16 protein-coding genes are annotated in these 16667 nt (G+C 31.0%); all 16 read left to right on the top strand.

Going from position 1 to position 16667, the window contains the following annotated elements; genetic code table 11:
- Nucleotides 1–30 precede the first annotated feature (30 nt).
- Nucleotides 31–1356, top strand: coding sequence for an ATP-binding protein (locus tag ACMUOV_RS04205; protein ID WP_413853865.1), 1326 nt, complete (start codon nt 31–33; stop codon nt 1354–1356).
- A 23-nt stretch (nt 1357–1379) separates the two neighbouring features.
- Nucleotides 1380–2195 (top strand): purine-nucleoside phosphorylase, encoded by an 816-nt coding sequence (locus ACMUOV_RS04200; RefSeq protein WP_413853864.1) that lies wholly within the window; start codon nt 1380–1382, stop codon nt 2193–2195.
- On the top strand, nt 2192–3493 hold the full coding sequence (locus ACMUOV_RS04195; RefSeq protein ID WP_413853863.1) for a thymidine phosphorylase: 1302 nt from the start codon (nt 2192–2194) through the stop codon (nt 3491–3493). The genes ACMUOV_RS04200 and ACMUOV_RS04195 overlap by 4 nt, the downstream gene beginning before the upstream one ends.
- A gap of 18 nt (nt 3494–3511) precedes the next feature.
- The gene (gene recJ, locus ACMUOV_RS04190; RefSeq protein WP_413853862.1) at nt 3512–5503 is read left to right on the top strand and encodes a single-stranded-DNA-specific exonuclease RecJ; all 1992 of its coding nucleotides are present in this window, start codon (nt 3512–3514) and stop codon (nt 5501–5503) included.
- 48 nt (nt 5504–5551) lie between these two features.
- Nucleotides 5552–6262: a YggS family pyridoxal phosphate-dependent enzyme gene (locus ACMUOV_RS04185; protein WP_413853861.1), complete on the top strand. Its 711-nt coding sequence runs from the start codon at nt 5552–5554 to the stop codon at nt 6260–6262.
- Nucleotides 6240–7055 (top strand): pyrroline-5-carboxylate reductase, encoded by an 816-nt coding sequence (gene proC / locus ACMUOV_RS04180; protein ID WP_413853860.1) that lies wholly within the window; start codon nt 6240–6242, stop codon nt 7053–7055. Before ACMUOV_RS04185 ends, proC begins: the two co-directional genes overlap by 23 nt.
- Before the next feature lie 32 nt (nt 7056–7087).
- On the top strand, nt 7088–7351 hold the full coding sequence (locus ACMUOV_RS04175) for a DUF167 domain-containing protein (RefSeq protein WP_413853859.1): 264 nt from the start codon (nt 7088–7090) through the stop codon (nt 7349–7351).
- A gap of 167 nt (nt 7352–7518) precedes the next feature.
- Nucleotides 7519–10308, top strand: a complete 2790-nt coding sequence (gene ileS, locus ACMUOV_RS04170) for an isoleucine--tRNA ligase (protein WP_413853858.1) — start codon at nt 7519–7521, stop codon at nt 10306–10308.
- A gap of 51 nt (nt 10309–10359) precedes the next feature.
- Nucleotides 10360–10692, top strand: a complete 333-nt coding sequence (locus ACMUOV_RS04165; protein WP_413853857.1) for a holo-ACP synthase — start codon at nt 10360–10362, stop codon at nt 10690–10692.
- A gap of 24 nt (nt 10693–10716) precedes the next feature.
- Complete coding sequence (locus ACMUOV_RS04160) at nt 10717–11586, top strand: NAD(P)H-hydrate dehydratase (RefSeq protein WP_413853856.1); 870 nt, start codon at nt 10717–10719, stop codon at nt 11584–11586.
- Nucleotides 11583–12752: a M20 metallopeptidase family protein gene (locus ACMUOV_RS04155; protein ID WP_413853855.1), complete on the top strand. Its 1170-nt coding sequence runs from the start codon at nt 11583–11585 to the stop codon at nt 12750–12752. The genes ACMUOV_RS04160 and ACMUOV_RS04155 overlap by 4 nt, the downstream gene beginning before the upstream one ends.
- Entirely contained in the window at nt 12749–13570 is an 822-nt protein-coding gene (gene aroE, locus ACMUOV_RS04150; RefSeq protein ID WP_413853854.1) for a shikimate dehydrogenase, read from the top strand. Before ACMUOV_RS04155 ends, aroE begins: the two co-directional genes overlap by 4 nt.
- A 1-nt stretch (nt 13571) precedes the next feature.
- The gene (locus ACMUOV_RS04145) at nt 13572–14189 is read left to right on the top strand and encodes a TRAM domain-containing protein (protein ID WP_413853853.1); all 618 of its coding nucleotides are present in this window, start codon (nt 13572–13574) and stop codon (nt 14187–14189) included.
- A 15-nt stretch (nt 14190–14204) separates the two neighbouring features.
- Nucleotides 14205–14873, top strand: coding sequence for a 2-C-methyl-D-erythritol 4-phosphate cytidylyltransferase (gene ispD, locus ACMUOV_RS04140; protein WP_413853852.1), 669 nt, complete (start codon nt 14205–14207; stop codon nt 14871–14873).
- Between the two features lies 1 nt (nt 14874).
- Nucleotides 14875–15345 carry a 2-C-methyl-D-erythritol 2,4-cyclodiphosphate synthase gene (ispF, locus tag ACMUOV_RS04135; RefSeq protein ID WP_413853851.1) on the top strand — a complete coding sequence of 157 codons (471 nt, stop codon included), beginning with the start codon at nt 14875–14877 and terminating at the stop codon, nt 15343–15345.
- A 177-nt stretch (nt 15346–15522) separates the two neighbouring features.
- Nucleotides 15523–16667 (top strand): hypothetical protein (locus ACMUOV_RS04130; RefSeq protein ID WP_413853850.1); only part of this gene is annotated, 1145 nt, incomplete at its 3' end.

Genomic DNA, 16667 nt, shown 5'->3' with positions numbered 1-16667 from the left:
AAAAATATTACTTTTTTTGAAAGGTTTTATATGAAAAGATATGCAATATCCAAACTTATAGAATGGAAAAACAGAAAAAAACATAAACCGCTTATTTTACAAGGAGCAAGGCAGGTCGGTAAAACCTGGCTTATGAAAGAATTCGGCAAAACGGAATTTAAAAAAGTTATTTATATAAACTTTGAAAAAGATAAAGATGTTGCGGAATTTTTTTCAAAAGATTTGAATGTAAAAAGAATAATAAGAGATTTGGAAATAAAATTTGAATATAATATAGTTGCCGAAGATACTTTAATTATTTTAGATGAAATACAAGAATGTTCAAAAGCGTTAACGGCACTTAAATACTTTTATGAAGATGTTCCGCAATATAATATAATTTGTGCAGGAAGTTTGTTAGGAATATATTTACATTCCGGAGTATCTTTTCCTGTCGGCAAAGTAGAAATATTATATATTTATCCGTTAAGTTTTTATGAATTTTTAGATGCATTGGGACAAGAAAAATTATGTAATGTTATAAAGGAACAAGATTATAGTTTATTATCTTCTTTTGAAAACAAAATTAATGAATTGTTAAAATATTATTTTTATATCGGAGGAATGCCGGAAGTTGTTAATGATTATGCGGAAACAAAAAATATTTTAAATGTTAGAAAAATTCAAAAGCAAATAATAAGCAACTATGAAAGAGATTTTTCAAAACATGTTCCGAAAATAACATTCCCGAAATTAAAACTTCTATGGGAAAACATTCCTAATCAGTTAGCAAAAGAACATAAAAAATTTGTTTATAATTATATCAAAGAAGGTGCACGAGCCAGAGAATACGAAAATGCAATGGCATGGTTAAAGGATTGCGGATTAATATATAAAGTAAATGCAATTTCAAAGCCGGCTATGCCGTTAAAAGCTTATGAAAATATTTCAAATTTTAAACTTCTTGTTTGTGATATAGGTTTGTTATCGGCACTAACAAAACTTAGCGTACAGATTCTTTTAAAAAATACTTCAATATTTACGGAATTTAAAGGCGCATTAACCGAACAATATGTTTTACAGCAATTAAAAACATTAAACAATGAAGATATGGATATTTTTTATTGGGCAAATGAAAATTCTACATCTGAAGTTGATTTTATTATACAAACAGACGACAATATAATTCCGTTAGAGGCAAAAGCAGGACTGAATTTAAAAGCAAAAAGTTTAAAATTTTACAGAGAACAATTTAAACCGGAAATATCAATAAGAACATCATTGGCAAATTATAAAAAAACGGATGACTTATACGATATTCCTTTATATGCAATAGAAATGTTAAATAAAGTTATAAAAGAACAAAAAAAGAAATAATAAAAAATATATTCTGGAAACTTATGTTATTAAAACAACTTCAAAAAACTAAAAATTTCATAGATAAAAAAATAAAAACAAAACCTAAAATTGCCGTAATTTTAGGTTCGGGTTTAAGTAATATCCAAAACGAAATAACAAATTCAATAAGCATACCTTACGGGAAAATACCGTATTTTAAACAATCAACGGTTGAAGGACATAACGGACAGTTGGTATTCGGAAAATTAAATTCAACCGACATTATGTTAATGAGCGGACGGCTGCATTATTATGAAGGTTATTGCCTGCATGATATAATTTACCCTGTTCGCCTTATGAAAATTTTGGGAATTGAAAATTTAATAATAACATGTGCGGTAGGGGCATTAAACAACCGTTATGATGTCGGGGATATTGTTGTTATAAAAGACCACATAAATTTTTTGGGAAATCCTTTAACAGGCAAACATTACAATATATTCGGTAACAGGTTTCCGGACTCTTCAAATATTTATGATAAAGCTTTAAGAAAAACTGTTAAACAAATTTCAGTTAAAAATAAAATAAAAATTCACGAAGGTGTTTATTTTGCTGTTACGGGCCCTTCTTATGAAACACCTGCTGAAGTTAAAGCATTTAAAAAATTGGGCGGTGATGTTGTAGGAATGTCTTTGGTTCCGGAATCAATTACCGCCTCGCAAGAGGGCATAAAAACGGTTGCTTTAACTTATGTATCAAATAAAGCGGCAGGTATTTCAAAAAAACAATTATCACACGGCGAAGTTTTGGCTTTAGGTAAAAAAGCAGGTATTTCGTTGGAAAAAATAATATCGGAATTAACGGTAAAAATAAAATGAGAATTTACGACATAATTTATAAAAAAAGAAACGGGGAAAAATTAACAAAGGAAGAAATTTCTTTCGTTATTGACGGCTACAATAAAGCAAAAATTCCGGAATATCAAGTATCTGCTTTTTTAATGGCTGTTTATTTTTCCGGCTTAAACGATAATGAAACTTTTTACCTTACCCAAGCGATGACAAATTCCGGTAAAGTTTTGGACTTATCTTTTCTTGACGGACCTACCGCAGACAAGCATTCAACCGGCGGTGTGGGCGACGGAACCTCACTTGTAATAGCACCTGTTCTTGCAGCTTGCGATATTTATGTTCCCATGATGAGCGGAAGAGCTTTGGGACATACCGGCGGAACTTTGGATAAACTTGAAGCAATACCGGGCTTTAATGTAAACCTTAATATAAAACAATTTATAAAAATATTAAAAAAGAATAAATTTGCAATGATAGGGCAAACAAAAGAAATTGCACCTGTAGATAAAAAAATGTATGCATTGAGGGATGTTACCGCTACGGTTGAATCAATTCCTTTAATATGTTCAAGCATTATGTCAAAAAAAATTGCGGAAGGCGCTAAAAATATTTTGCTTGATGTAAAAACGGGTGACGGTGCCTTTATGAGCGATTATAAAAAAGCAAAAATCCTTGCAAAAAAGATGGTTGAAACAGGTAAAAAATTCGGCAGAAATATGACGGCGGTAATTTCCGATATGGACAGCCCTTTAGGTAACCAAATAGGAAATTCATTGGAAGTTATACAAACAATAGAAGTATTAAAAAATAATATAAAAAATGATTTTTACGATTTATGTATTGAACTTTCCGCACTTACAATTATGCAAACAAAAAAAGCAAAAGATATAAAGCAAGCAAGGGCTGTTGCACAAAAAGCAATTTCTTCCGGGTATGCACTTGAAAAATTTATAAAGATGATAGAGTACCAAGGGGGAAATGCTAAAGTTGCGGATAATTATTCTCTGCTCGGAAAAGCAAAAAACGAATATATAATAAAAGCACAAAAAACAGGTTATATAGGTTGTATACAAACAAGACAGTTAGGTATTTGCTCTTGTATGTTGGGAGCCGGACGGCTTAAAACCGAAGATAAAATTGATTGGACTGCAGGTATAACAATTTATAAAAAAACAGGCGATGTTGTTAAAAAAGGTGATATTGTTGCAAAACTGTTTTACAATAAAGCTGCTGTAGAACCGATTGCAAATGCCGTTAAAGAAGCTTTTAAAATTTGCACAATTAAACCAAAAAAAATAAAATTAATAAAAGATATAATAATATAAAAATAAAATGAGGAAAAATTGCAACAGAACAGGTGGATAATTCAAGAACCTGATAAACAACAGTTTAATTATTTATTACAAAACTTAAATTTACCGGAAGTAGTATTAAAAATTTTGATGAGCAGGGGATTTGCCGATACCGCTTCCATCAGTTCTTTTATATCATCGGATAAAAATGATTTACTTAATCCTTTTTTATTTGATGATATGTATAAAGCCGTTGTAAGAATAAAACGGGCTGTTGAAAACAGGGAAACAATACTTATTTATGCGGACAGAGATGTTGACGGTATAACATCCCTTGTTATTTTGTTTAATACAATTAAAACTTTAGGCGGTAATGTTTATTGGTATATTCCTTCTAACGAAGGGTATGGCTTATCGAATGAAATTCTTGATAAATATAAAGCTTTAAATACAACCCTCGTTATCACCGTTGATTGCGGAATATCTTCAACGGAAGAAGTTGATTATGCAAATTCTTTAGGTATGCAGGTTATAGTTACCGACCATCATGAAGTTCCTCCCGTATTACCTAATGCTTATGCAATAATAGACCCCAAAAAAACAACATGCAATTATCCTAATAAAAGTTTGGCAGGTTGCGGAGTATCTTTTAAAGTTTCACAGGGCTTAATGCTTTCTTACGGGAAAGATTTTGACCAAACCGTTTCTTTTGTTTGTGTTCAAAAAAACGGAACAGGTTATAATGCCGTTATAATCAATACGAAAAATAATATCATTGCAGAAGAAAAAGAAATTTCGGTAAACGGTTTTGAAGATATAAGCAAACATTTATCAACATATAAAATTGTTACAGATGATAAAACATTGTTTGAAAATTTTGAAAATGTTGAAGAAATTAAAATTGAAAACGGCTCTTTAAATTTAAAAGAAAAAGCCGAATTGATTTTAAAACAATATATTAAAGAACAAAAATTAAAAGACAGAAGAATGTTGGCTTTTTTTGATGAAACCGCAGATTTGGTTGCACTGGGAACAATAGCCGATATAGTTCCTTTACTTGAAGAAAACAGAATTTTTGTTAAAGAAGGTTTAAACATTTTAAATAAAAACCGTGATAAAAGATACGGCTTATCCAAAATTATAGATGAATATATAAAAGGACATCCTAAAATATCAACCAAAACAATTGCATGGAATATTACACCGGTTTTAAATGCCGCAGGAAGAATGGCAAAAGCAAATGTATCGGCAGAACTTTTGTTGGCGGACGATAAATATAAAGCCAATGATTTTTTTATTCAATTAAAACAACTTAACGTTGAAAGGAAACAGCTTCAGCTTGATAATGCACACAAATTTCAGTATTTCTTTAAAAAACAATGTAATCCGGATACCGATAAAATATTTGTAGTTTTGGCAGAAGGTATTGCACACGGAGTTACAGGTATTATTGCTTCACAATTTGTAAAACAATATTCCAAACCGACTGTCCTTTTGATATCCGACGGAACAACTGCAGTAGGGGCATGTCGTTCGGTTGAAGGTTTTGATATAGTTGCGGCTTTGGAGCAAACTAAAGATTTATTGCTAAAATACGGCGGGCATTCACAAGCGGCAGGTTTTACCATAGAAATATCAAAAGTTGAAGAGTTTAGAAACCGGCTTAAAAAAATAGCCGAAGAAAACCTTTCAAAAGAAATGCTTGCAAAAAAAATAAATATTGATTGTGAACTTAAAATTTCAAAAATAAACAGAAAAACTTATGACGATTTAATGCTGCTTGAACCTTTCGGTGCAGCAAACCCTACACCGATATTTTTAATAAGGGATGTTGAATTTACCGAAGTTAATGTTATAGGACAAACTGAAGAACACCTGAAATTAAAAGTATGCCAAAACGGAAGTTTTGTAAATGCTTTGTTTTGGAACGGTGCAAAATACAGAGATTTAATGCAATACAAAAGAAAATTTAATGTTCTGTTTAATATAGAATTAAACAGAGATTCCGTCCAAATTATAATTGTGGATATCAGCGCAATCTGAAAAACCTTCATATTTTTACCAAAATATGCTATAATAAAAAGATAAATTGTGGAAAAAGTATATACAAATATAGAAAATATCAGAAATAGAATTTTGTCAGTGGCGAAAGGCAAAGAAATAACTCTTGTTGCCGTTACCAAAACTTTTCCCGTTGAAGATATGGAAAAAGCTTTGAAGTGCAATATAACCGATATTGCAGAAAGTAAAATACAAGAGGCGTTGCCTAAATTGGATGTTCTTTGTAAAAAAAATTTATTAGCAAACGTAAATAAACATTTTATAGGTCATTTGCAGTCAAACAAAGCCAAAAAAGCCGTTTTAAATTTTGATTTAATTCAGTCTTTGGATTCGGTTGAACTTGCCAAACATATAAACAGGCATGCAAAAGATATAAATAAAGTTCAAAAATGTCTAATAGAATTGAAAGTATCGCAGGAAACAACAAAATCCGGAGTATCAATTCAACAATTAGAAGAAATTTACGATTATTGCCTTAATAATTGTCCTAATATTTTAATATGCGGTATTATGACAATAGCTCCTTTTTTTGACGACAAAGAACAGGTAAGGCCGTATTTTAAGTTAGCCCGTAAAGTTTATTCCGATATTAAACAAAAAACAAACAATAAAAATTTCAAAATTTTGTCTATGGGAATGTCGGATGATTTTGAAATAGCAATACAAGAAGGTTCAAATATGGTTAGAATAGGTTCTGCCATATTCGGGGAGAGAAATTATGATAAACAGAAAGTTTTATGATAAAAAAGTTGTTTTTATAGGTTCGGGAAATATGGCAGAAGCCATAGTTGCAGGTTTTATAAGAAATGATATTATTGCAAGAACAAATATTTTTTGTAATGATATATCCTCCGACAGATTAAATATTATTTCAAAAAAATATGCCGTAAATACAATGCAGGATAAAACCCAAATACTTGAAAATGCCGAAATTGTATTTTTGGCCGTAAAACCTCAACATTTACCGAATATTTTGGAAGAATATTCAAAAGATATTGCAAAAGCAAAAATTATAGTATCGGTTGTTGCCGGTGTTACTACAAATACTATAGCAAAATATTTGCCGGATAATATAATAATAAGGGTTATGCCCAATACTCCGGCACTTGTAGGGCAAGGTGCAATTGCCGTTTGCGGCGGAAGCAAGGCAAGCGCGGAAAATGTTTCCGATATTGCGGATTTATTTTCGGTAGTAGGTCGTGTGGAAATAGTTAAAGAAAAAATAATAAATGCAATTACGGCTGTTTCCGGTTCCGGACCTGCTTATGTTTTTTATTTATCCGAAATTATGAGAGATGTTGCGGAAAAATTCGGAATTCCTTCGGATGTGGCTAAAGAGTTGGTATATCAAACAATATACGGTGCGGGTAAAATGTTAAAAGAAAGCGGATTGGATGATGTTGTTTTAAGAAAACATGTTACATCTCCCGGCGGAACAACCGAAAAAGCCATAGAAGATTTTGAAAAAAATAATTTCAGACAAATTGTTTTTTCAGCTATAGATAAAGCAAGAAAAAGAGCTGAAGAACTTTAAGTTATATATATTATTGTAAAAGAGGATGAACAATGATTATTAAAGTTAGAGTTATTCCAAACTCAAAAAGAAATGAGGTCGTAAGCAGAATCGGCTCAATATTAAGAGTTAAAATAGCAGCCCCTGCCGTTGAAGGAAAAGCAAATGAAGAATTATGTGATTATTTATCTGACTTTTTTGATGTCAGAAGAAGTAATATTCTTTTAAGAAAAGGTGAAAGAGGAAGAGAAAAAACCATAGAAATTACCGGAAGAACGGAAGAAGAATTGGAAGAAGTTTTGGATACAATACCGTAGAAAACAATTTATAATTTATAATGTAGAATTTATAATTAATGTATTTTTTTGTTTTGCAAAAAATTTGATAATCAATCAAAAATTTACAAAGTAAAATTTTACAAAAGACATTCATATTATAAATTCTACATTATACATTTTACATTATAAATAAGGGTTAATATAAAATGGAAAACGAAAAAAAAGATTATTCAAAAACCGTTAATTTACCTAAAACAGATTTTCAAATGAAAGCAAATTTAGCACAAAGAGAACCTGATTTTTTGAAAGAATTATATGATGCTAAAATTTATGAAAAAATGAGAGCAAAAAACCAAGGGAAGAAAAAATTTATTCTTCACGACGGTCCTCCTTATGCTAACGGTAATATGCACAGCGGGCATGCTTTAAACAAAATATTAAAAGATTTTATTTTAAAATATAAAAATATGAAGGGCTTTGATACTCCTTACACTCCGGGTTGGGATTGCCACGGACTGCCCATAGAAACACAATGTTTAAAAGAATTAAAAACAGATAAACATAAAGTAGATAAAAAAGTTTTCAGAAAACAGGCAAGTGACTTTGCAAAAAGATTTGTTTCAATACAGAGAGAAGGTTTTAAAAGATTGGGAGTTTTTGCCGATTGGGAAAAACCTTACCTTACACTTGATTACAAATATGAAGCTTCTATAGTTAAAGTTTTCGGCGAGCTTGTAGAAAAAAATTATTTATTCAGAAAAAAGAAACCTGTTTATTGGTGTTCATCATGTGAAACGGCACTTGCAGATGCAGAAGTTGAATATGCAGATGTTTCGTCGGATTCAATATTTGTAAAATTCAAAATTGTTGAATTGAGCGATACATTAAAAGATAAACAAAATTTATTGAAAGATTATTCCGTATTGATATGGACAACAACACCTTGGACATTGCCGTCCAATGTGGCACTTGCTTTTTCGCCTATAGCAAAATATGTTGCTTGTGAGTATATGTTAAACGGTAAAGTTGAAAAAATAATAGTTGCTAAAGACTTGGCGGAGAATGTAAAAACAAAAATAAAAGCGGAAAGTTTTACGATAAAAGCGGAAATTGACGGAAAAAATTTGGAATATATAAAATGTCAAAATCCGATAGTTGACAGAAAATCTCTCGGTATTTTGGCTGATTATGTCAGTATGGAAGACGGAAGCGGTATAGTACATATTGCTCCCGGGCACGGACAGGAAGACTATCAGGCGGGGCTTGCATACAAACTTGATATTATTTCACCTTTAAATGACAGAGGACAATTTACAAAAGAAGTTCCCGAATTTGAAGGGATAAATGTTTTTAAAGCAAATCCTTTAATAATTGAAAAACTTACCAAAGAAGGAACTCTTCTTGCAAGTATAAAAATAAATCATTCTTATCCTCATTGCTGGAGATGTAAAAAACCCGTAATATTTAGGGCAACTCCTCAATGGTTTATGGGTGTAGATTTGCATGATTTAAGGAATAACCTTCTTAAAGAAATTAAAAATGTTAATTGGGTTCCAAAATATGGCGAGTCAAGAATTACCGGAATGATACAAACAAGACCTGATTGGTGTTTAAGCCGGCAGAGATTGTGGGGAGTTCCGTTACCGATATTCTATTGTAAAGAATGCGGTGAACCGATATTGGATAAAAAAATTATAGATAAAGTTGTTGAAGAATTTAAAGTTCACGGTGCGGGAATTTGGTATGAAAAATCCGCTGAGGATTGGTTAAAAAGTTTTGATGTTCAATGTCCTAAATGCGGAAAAACGGAATTTAAAAAAGAAGAAGATATTCTTGATGTATGGTTTGATTCTGGAGTATCAAGTGAAGCCGTTCTGTCAAGCGGAAATTATGACGGATTGGAATTTCCGGCGGATTTATATCTTGAAGGAAGCGATCAGCACAGAGGATGGTTCCAAAGTTCGTTGCTTCCTGCGGTTGCAATAAAAGGAACGGCTCCTTATAAAACCGTTCTTACTCACGGGTTTTTGGTAGACGGTCAAGGCAGAAAAATGTCAAAATCGTTAGGTAACGGGCTTGACCCTTTACAGATAATAAATAAATACGGTGCAGATATTTTAAGGTTATGGGTTGCATCGTGTGATTACAGAGAAGATGTCAGAATATCGGATGAAATTATAAAAGGACATACCGATACATACAGGAAAATAAGAAATACAATCAGGTTTATGCTCGGAAATATCAGTGATATGAAAAAAGAAGATATAGTAAAATTTGCTGATATGAACGAAATAGATAAATATGCTTTATGGACATTAAACGAAGTGGTAAAACAGGCAGAAGCCGGTTTTGAAAATTATGAATTTCATAAAACCGTTAAAGTTATAAACGATTTCTGCACGGTATTTTTAAGCGGGTTTTATCTTGATGCACTGAAAGATATTTTATATTGTGATAAAGTAAACAGTAAAGCAAGAAGAAGCGCACAATCTGCAATGCTTGAAATTGTTACGGCTTTGGTTGAAATAATGTCGCCTATATTGACATTTACAATGCATGAAGCATGGAAAGAAATAAAGAAAATAAAACAAGATTTGCCTGAATTTGTAACATTGGTAGATTTCCCTAAATCAAATGAAGAATATAAATTGGAAAAAGATGTTCTTGCAAAGTGGGAAACACTTGTTCGAATAAAACAACAGGTTTTGGCAGAAACGGAAAAGTTAAGAAAAGAAAAAATTATCGGTTCAAACTTAGAAGCAAGTTTAACAATTAAATACGGTTCAAATTTTGCGCAAGCATTAAATGATATCGATTTGATAAATATTGTATTCGGAAGTTGGGATATAAAACTTGAAAAATCGAACAATGCCGAAGAAATTTCAGTTGTTGCGGGTAAATCCGGTTTTGAAAAATGTCAAAGATGTTGGAGACATATAGACCATATAGAAAACGGTTTATGCAAAAGATGTGCCGATGCCACAACAAGCTTATAGTTGAAAAACTTAATGTTTTAAAAGAAAAATTTACAGAGTAAATTTTTTATTATGAAAATAGGTATAGATATAGAGGAAGTTAAAAGATTTAAAGCACTTATTAAAAACAGGGCTTTTTTATCAAGAGTTTTTTCTCCGGAAGAAATAAATTATTGCTTGTCAAAAAAAAATTCTGCCGAACATTTTGCTGTTCGCTTTTGCGGTAAAGAAGCCGTTTGGAAAGCATTAAGTAATTCCAAAATACAAATAACATCCGTTTCTTTTAAAAATTTAAACAGCGGAAAACCCGTAGTTTTAATAAATAATAAAAAAAAATCAAAAATACAAATATCTTTTTCTCATACAAAAACAGTTGTAGCTGCCGTTGCTATAGTTGAAGATTAGAAGATTGAATGATTTGAAGAGAAAATGAATTTCAATAAATTGTTCAAAAGAAAAAAAAACAGTTATAAAAACAATTTCGGACACGTATTGGTTGTGGCAAGCTCTTACAATATGCCCGGTGCGGGTGTGTTGTGTTCAAATGCCGCTATCCGTTCCGGTGCGGGACTTGTAACTTTTGCCTTTCCGGAATCAATATATCCTGCAGTTATACAAAATATAAAACCTGAAATTATGTTACTTCCTTTAAAAGAAAAAAATAAAAAACTTACTGAAGCTGCAAAAACGCAAGTAATTAATTTTATAGATAAAAGGAAAATAACATCCGTTGTTATAGGTTGCGGTTGCGGACAAAGTTTATTCCTTAAGAATTTAATAAAATCAATAATTAAAAATTTTGAAATATATGTTGTAATAGATGCCGACGGAATAAATTCTTTTTCAAATCAACAACAAAATTCAACGGTTAAAGATTTTATAAATTCAAAAGCTAAAATAATAATTACACCGCATCCCAAAGAATTTGAAAGAATTTCCGGTATGAAATACGATAATACATCTGCAGGAAGAAAAAAAATAGCAGAAACTTTTGCAAAAAATAATGATATAATTTGTGTATTAAAAGGACATAAAACAGTTGTCAGTGACGGGGAAAAAGTTTATATCAATAATACGGGTAACCCCGGTATGGCAACAGCCGGAAGCGGTGATGTTTTATCCGGAATTATAGCTTCGGTTATATGTAATGAAAATAATGATTTGTTACTAAAAACCGCAACGGCGGTTTATATTCACGGACTTGCGGGAGACTTTGCAGCTAAAAATAAAACACAGGTTTCAATGACGGCAAGTGATATAATTGAAAATTTACCGAAAGCATTTAGGAGCATAAAATGAATTTATTTAAAACTTTACAAAGTATAAGAAGAACAATTCATCAAAATCCGGAATTAAGTAACCGGGAAATTAAAACTTCCGCACTTGTTGAAAAAATTTTAAAAGAAAATAAAATAAAAACATACAGAATTTGTAAAACAGGTATTATCGGTATTTTGGAAGGTAAGAGAAAAACTTCTTCAAAATTAAAAACATTGGCATTAAGAGCCGATTTGGATGCTCTTCCGATTATTGAAAAAAATAATGTAAGTTATAAATCTAAAAATAAAGGTGTTATGCATGCGTGCGGACATGATTGCAATACAACAATTATGCTCGGTGCGGCAATGCTTTTGGCAAAACAAACGGAAAATTTTTCAGGCAAAATACAATTTATGTTTCAACCGGATGAAGAAAAATCTACAGGCGCAAAAAATATGATAAAAAGCGGAGCTTTATCAAAAAATAAAGTTGATTTTATTTTAGGTGTCCATGTAAGCCCTTGGATTAAAACCGGTTGTATCGGTTTGAAATACGGCGCAATGATGGCGGGTGTAGATAAATTTACAATAGAAATTAAAGGATTACTCGGACACGGTGCGTATCCTCATTTATCAAAAGATCCCATAGTTGCGGGTAGTCAGTTTATAATGTCTTTGCAAACAATACCGTCAAGAATTATAAATCCGGTAGAACCTGTTGTTGTTACCGTAGGTAAAATTGAAGCAGGAAAACAATATAACATCATTGCCGATAAAATTACAATAATCGGAACGGTTAGAACTTTTAACGTTGCTACCAGAGAACTTGTAAAAAAGGAAATAACCGACCGTCTTGAAGGTATAGTAAAAAGTTATAAAATGTCTTATACAATGAAATATGAATCGTTGAATACTCCGTTGATAAATGATGACAGTATGGTTGATATGTGTGTCAGATCTGCAAATGAATTTTTTGAGAATAAAAATAAAATTGTTATGCTTAAAAATCCGTCTATGGGCGGAGAAGATTTTGCGGAATATTTAAAGGAAGTTAAGGGTGCTTTTGTTTATGTAGGTTCCGCATCAAATAAAGCAACGTCTTTCCCGTGGCATCACGAATGCTTTGATATTGATGAGAAAGCTTTGGTTATGGGAGCGGAATATATTTGTAACACTGCAAAATATATTTTGAATAATAAAATATGATAGATTCAAATACAAAACTTATTTCAATTTTCGGCAATCCGATAAAACATTCATTATCTCCGATAATGCAAAATAAGTGGCTTTGTGATTGTAAAATAAATGCCGTTTATCTTGCTTTTGCTTTTGAAAAAAATCAATTGAAAAAAGCCGTTGATTCAGTAAGGGAACTTGGTATGATAGGGGCAAATGTTACCGTTCCTTATAAAATAGAAGTTATGAAATATTTGGATGTTATTGATTTTGCCGCAAAAAAAATAGGAAGTGTAAATACAATAGTCAATAAAGCGGGTAAACTTATCGGATATAATACCGACTGGAGCGGTTTTATAAACGATTTAAAAGCCAATAAAATAAATTTAAAAAATAAAAAGGTTTTTGTTTTAGGTGCCGGCGGTGCATGTAAAGCGGTTTTATATGCTTTAAATAATATAGGTGTAAAAAAAATATTTCTGTGTTCAAGAACATATAAAAAAGTAAAACAATTATCAAAATTGTATATGAATATTGTTCCGGTTAAAATTGAAGAAATAAAAGATGATTTTCTTGTTAATGTTGACAGTTTCATAAATACTTCAACGTGCGGTATGAAACCTACGGACATTCTTCCTTTTGCTATTAATAAATATAATAAAAACATTGTTTTTTATGATTTGATTTATAATAAACAAACCCCTTTTAAAAAGTTTGCTTTAAAGAATAAATTAAAATATTTTTCGGGTGAAGGAATGTTAATAAGGCAGGGGGCGGATGCTTTTAAATTATGGACTTTAAAAAGCCCTAAAATAAATGCGGTTAAAAAATTGTTTACGGGAGAATAAATTGCTTACTTTTATAATTACTGTTTTACTTTTGTTAAATTTAATTTTTATAATATTTTTGAGAAAACATAAAAATAAAACGGTTGCGGTGCTTGATGTAACCGCCGTTCTTGATTCACGAATTATCGATTTTATCAAAACAAATCTTTTTGATGAATATATATTGCCTTCTTTTATTCAAAAAGAAGTTGAAAGAATAAAAGGTAATAATAAATTAATAAATAAACTTATAAGTAATAAAAAGGTAACAACGGTAAAAAAAGATTATAAAAAATTAACCGACTATAAATTTAAACTTTTAAAATATGCCAAGGATAACGAATTAATTATTATTACCGACGACTTTGAAATAAACAGAATGTCCGTAATAAGGGCATTAAATTTTGTTAATTTAAACGATTTATATAACAGTTTAAAACCGATAATTTTACCCGGGCATACAATTTCAATTTTAATTTCAAAAGAAGGTAAGGAACGAAATCAGGCAATAGGGCTTTTGGATGACGGAACTACGGTGGTTGTTGAAGACGCAAGAAAATTTATAGGTAAAGAACTGCCTGTAAGAATAACTTCAATAATGCACACATCAAACAGTAAAATGATATTTGCAAAAATTTAATTTTAAGGAAACGAAATGAATTTTTCAGCAGTTATAGTTGCGGGCGGAAGCGGTAAAAGATTCGGCGCAAAGCAGCCGAAACAGTTTTTGCTTTTAAATAAAAAACAAATGTTTTTATGGAGTGTTATCGCTTTTAAAAAATTAAAAGAATGTAAACAAATTATTCTTGTCGTTCCGGAAGATAAAATTAAATTTATGCAAAAATATAAAAAAATATACGGACTTGATATTGTTTGCGGAGGAAAAGAAAGATACGACTCCGTTAAAAACGGCTTGGAATATGTCAAAGATAATATTGATTTTGTTGCAATTCACGATGGAGCAAGACCGCTTATTACAAGTGAAATAATTAAAAAAGTTTTAACGGTTGCCGTTCGATACGGTGCCGCAATTGCCGCATCCGTTGCAAAAGACAGTATAAAAATTTCCAAGGACGGGAAAAAAATAATTAAATCAACAGACAGAAATACCGTATGGCAGGCACAAACACCGCAGATATTTAAAACAAAAATATTAAAAAAAGTTTATTCTAAAAAAATACCTAAAACAATTACGGATGATTCGCAGCTTGTAGAAAAATCAGGGGAAAAAGTTATGTTGGTTGATGCGGGTTATGAAAATTTTAAAGTAACACATCCGATGGATTTTAAGTTAGCGGAATTAATATTGAAAAAGAGGAATTAAAATGTTCGTAGGTTTCGGTTATGATGTTCACAAATTTAAAAAAAACAGAAAATTATTTTTAGGCGGAGTTAAGATTTCGGATAAAAACGGTTTGGACGGACATAGTGATGCAGATGTTTTGATTCATGCTTTGATGGATGCATTGCTCGGTGCTGCCGGACAAAAAGATATCGGACATTTTTTTCCGAATACCGATATGAAATATAAAAATATATCAAGTGTTGAATTGTTAAAAATTGTGGTTAAAAAATTGAAAAACAAAAAATATAAAATAGTAAATGTTGATATGACCGTAGTTGCCGAAAAACCTAAAATATATCCTTATATAGATGATATGAAAAAAATTTTATCGGATACTTTAAAAATAAAAAAAGAGTTTGTTTCAATAAAGGCAACGACTAACGAAGGTATGGGCTTTATCGGACGGGCTGAAGGTATTTGTGCAATGGCCGTTGCTTCATTAAAAAAATAAAAATTCCTTAAATTATATGTTTGCTAATACAATATTGATTTGTTTTTTGTTCCTTTGAAAATACAGTTTATATTTATAGCCCTTATGCTTTTATAAAATACAAATTTTACAACAAGGTGACAAAATAAAAAGAATAAGGTATAATTAAATTATAGTATTTGTTATATAGGAGGGTTTATGAAACGATTTTTAAACAAAATTCTTTCGCCCGTTAATTTGATTTGTGAATTTTTGTCATTTTCAAAAGTTTTCGTTTATACATCATTATTATTACTTGTTTTAACAATAACAAATGTCTATGCTGGAATTGGAGACGGAACAATTTCGGGAATTATTTCCGGAGGGGATCATGAATGTGAACAAATATCAAATGGAACAATTAAAGACGGTGCAAATGTTTTAGTTACAAACGATTATACAGCATCGGCAATATATAAAAATTTTAGCATTACAGATAGTAATGTCGAAATAAAACAATCTAGATGCGGAATAAATATATATACTATAGGAGATGGTAACATATCTGGTTCAACCGTTAGGATGAGTTCTTTAACAAGTGTAGGATATTTATACTATAAGAACGATGGCACAAAACTAGACTATCCGATATATTATGATACAATTGCAAAAAAAGTATATTATTGGGAAGGCGGTATACCAAATACCACTAAAATTGATGTTGATAGAGAGATAACTTTTTCAGCTACTTGGGCAGATGGAATATGTGTAGGTAGTGGAAGGACATTAACAATTGAAAACAGTTATGTGGAAATTTCGACAATCGGTGTTTGGGGAATTTCAGGTTCTCCTTCAATTTCCGGCGGAACACTAAGAATATATAATTGCGGTTTTGATACAAAAGATCTTGGTTATCAATATTATACCGTTTATAAAAATAGTGGTACACCAAGTATGTATGGTATGATTGGTGGCAAAATAAAAGATGATGCTTATGTAGAAGTTTTTAACAATAACGGTGTTGGAATTGCCTCTGTAAAATTCGGTACCCCTGAAGGAAGCGGTATTGGCGTGCCGACAGTAATCAGTAAAAATAATAAAGGTGTAGGAATACAAGGCAGTATAATCTATGAAGGCTTATTTACGATAGAAGGAAATTCCGGCGGAACATATAACAATACAATATATGGCGGAACATTTAATATTACAAACAAAAATGCTTTAAGCCGTCAAAAAATATATGGCGGAACAATTACAATAAATGCATTGGAAAATGAAAAATATGAAACTTATTATAAAAGATCTGATGGGACAGGAATATATGGCTCAACAATAGACGGCGGAACAATTAGTATGGATGGCTT

The organism is Candidatus Ruminimicrobium bovinum (genome assembly GCF_902760015.1).
GTDB lineage: Bacteria > Elusimicrobiota > Endomicrobiia > Endomicrobiales > Endomicrobiaceae > Ruminimicrobium > Ruminimicrobium bovinum.
This window is presented reverse-complemented; position numbering and strand designations above follow the sequence as displayed.

Bases quoted from the DNA above. Each gene is read 5' to 3' on its own strand.
- ACMUOV_RS04205 (WP_413853865.1), top strand. From the start codon at position 31: ATGAAAAGATATGCAATATCCAAACTTATAGAATGGAAAAACAGAAAA.
- ACMUOV_RS04200 (WP_413853864.1), top strand. From the start codon at position 1,380: ATGTTATTAAAACAACTTCAAAAAACTAAAAATTTCATAGATAAAAAA.
- ACMUOV_RS04195 (WP_413853863.1), top strand. From the start codon at position 2,192: ATGAGAATTTACGACATAATTTATAAAAAAAGAAACGGGGAAAAATTA.
- proC (WP_413853860.1), top strand. From the start codon at position 6,240: ATGATAAACAGAAAGTTTTATGATAAAAAAGTTGTTTTTATAGGTTCG.
- ACMUOV_RS04175 (WP_413853859.1), top strand. From the start codon at position 7,088: ATGATTATTAAAGTTAGAGTTATTCCAAACTCAAAAAGAAATGAGGTC.
- ileS (WP_413853858.1), top strand. From the start codon at position 7,519: ATGGAAAACGAAAAAAAAGATTATTCAAAAACCGTTAATTTACCTAAA.
- ACMUOV_RS04165 (WP_413853857.1), top strand. From the start codon at position 10,360: ATGAAAATAGGTATAGATATAGAGGAAGTTAAAAGATTTAAAGCACTT.
- ACMUOV_RS04160 (WP_413853856.1), top strand. From the start codon at position 10,717: ATGAATTTCAATAAATTGTTCAAAAGAAAAAAAAACAGTTATAAAAAC.
- ACMUOV_RS04155 (WP_413853855.1), top strand. From the start codon at position 11,583: ATGAATTTATTTAAAACTTTACAAAGTATAAGAAGAACAATTCATCAA.
- aroE (WP_413853854.1), top strand. From the start codon at position 12,749: ATGATAGATTCAAATACAAAACTTATTTCAATTTTCGGCAATCCGATA.
- ispD (WP_413853852.1), top strand. From the start codon at position 14,205: ATGAATTTTTCAGCAGTTATAGTTGCGGGCGGAAGCGGTAAAAGATTC.
- ispF (WP_413853851.1), top strand. From the start codon at position 14,875: ATGTTCGTAGGTTTCGGTTATGATGTTCACAAATTTAAAAAAAACAGA.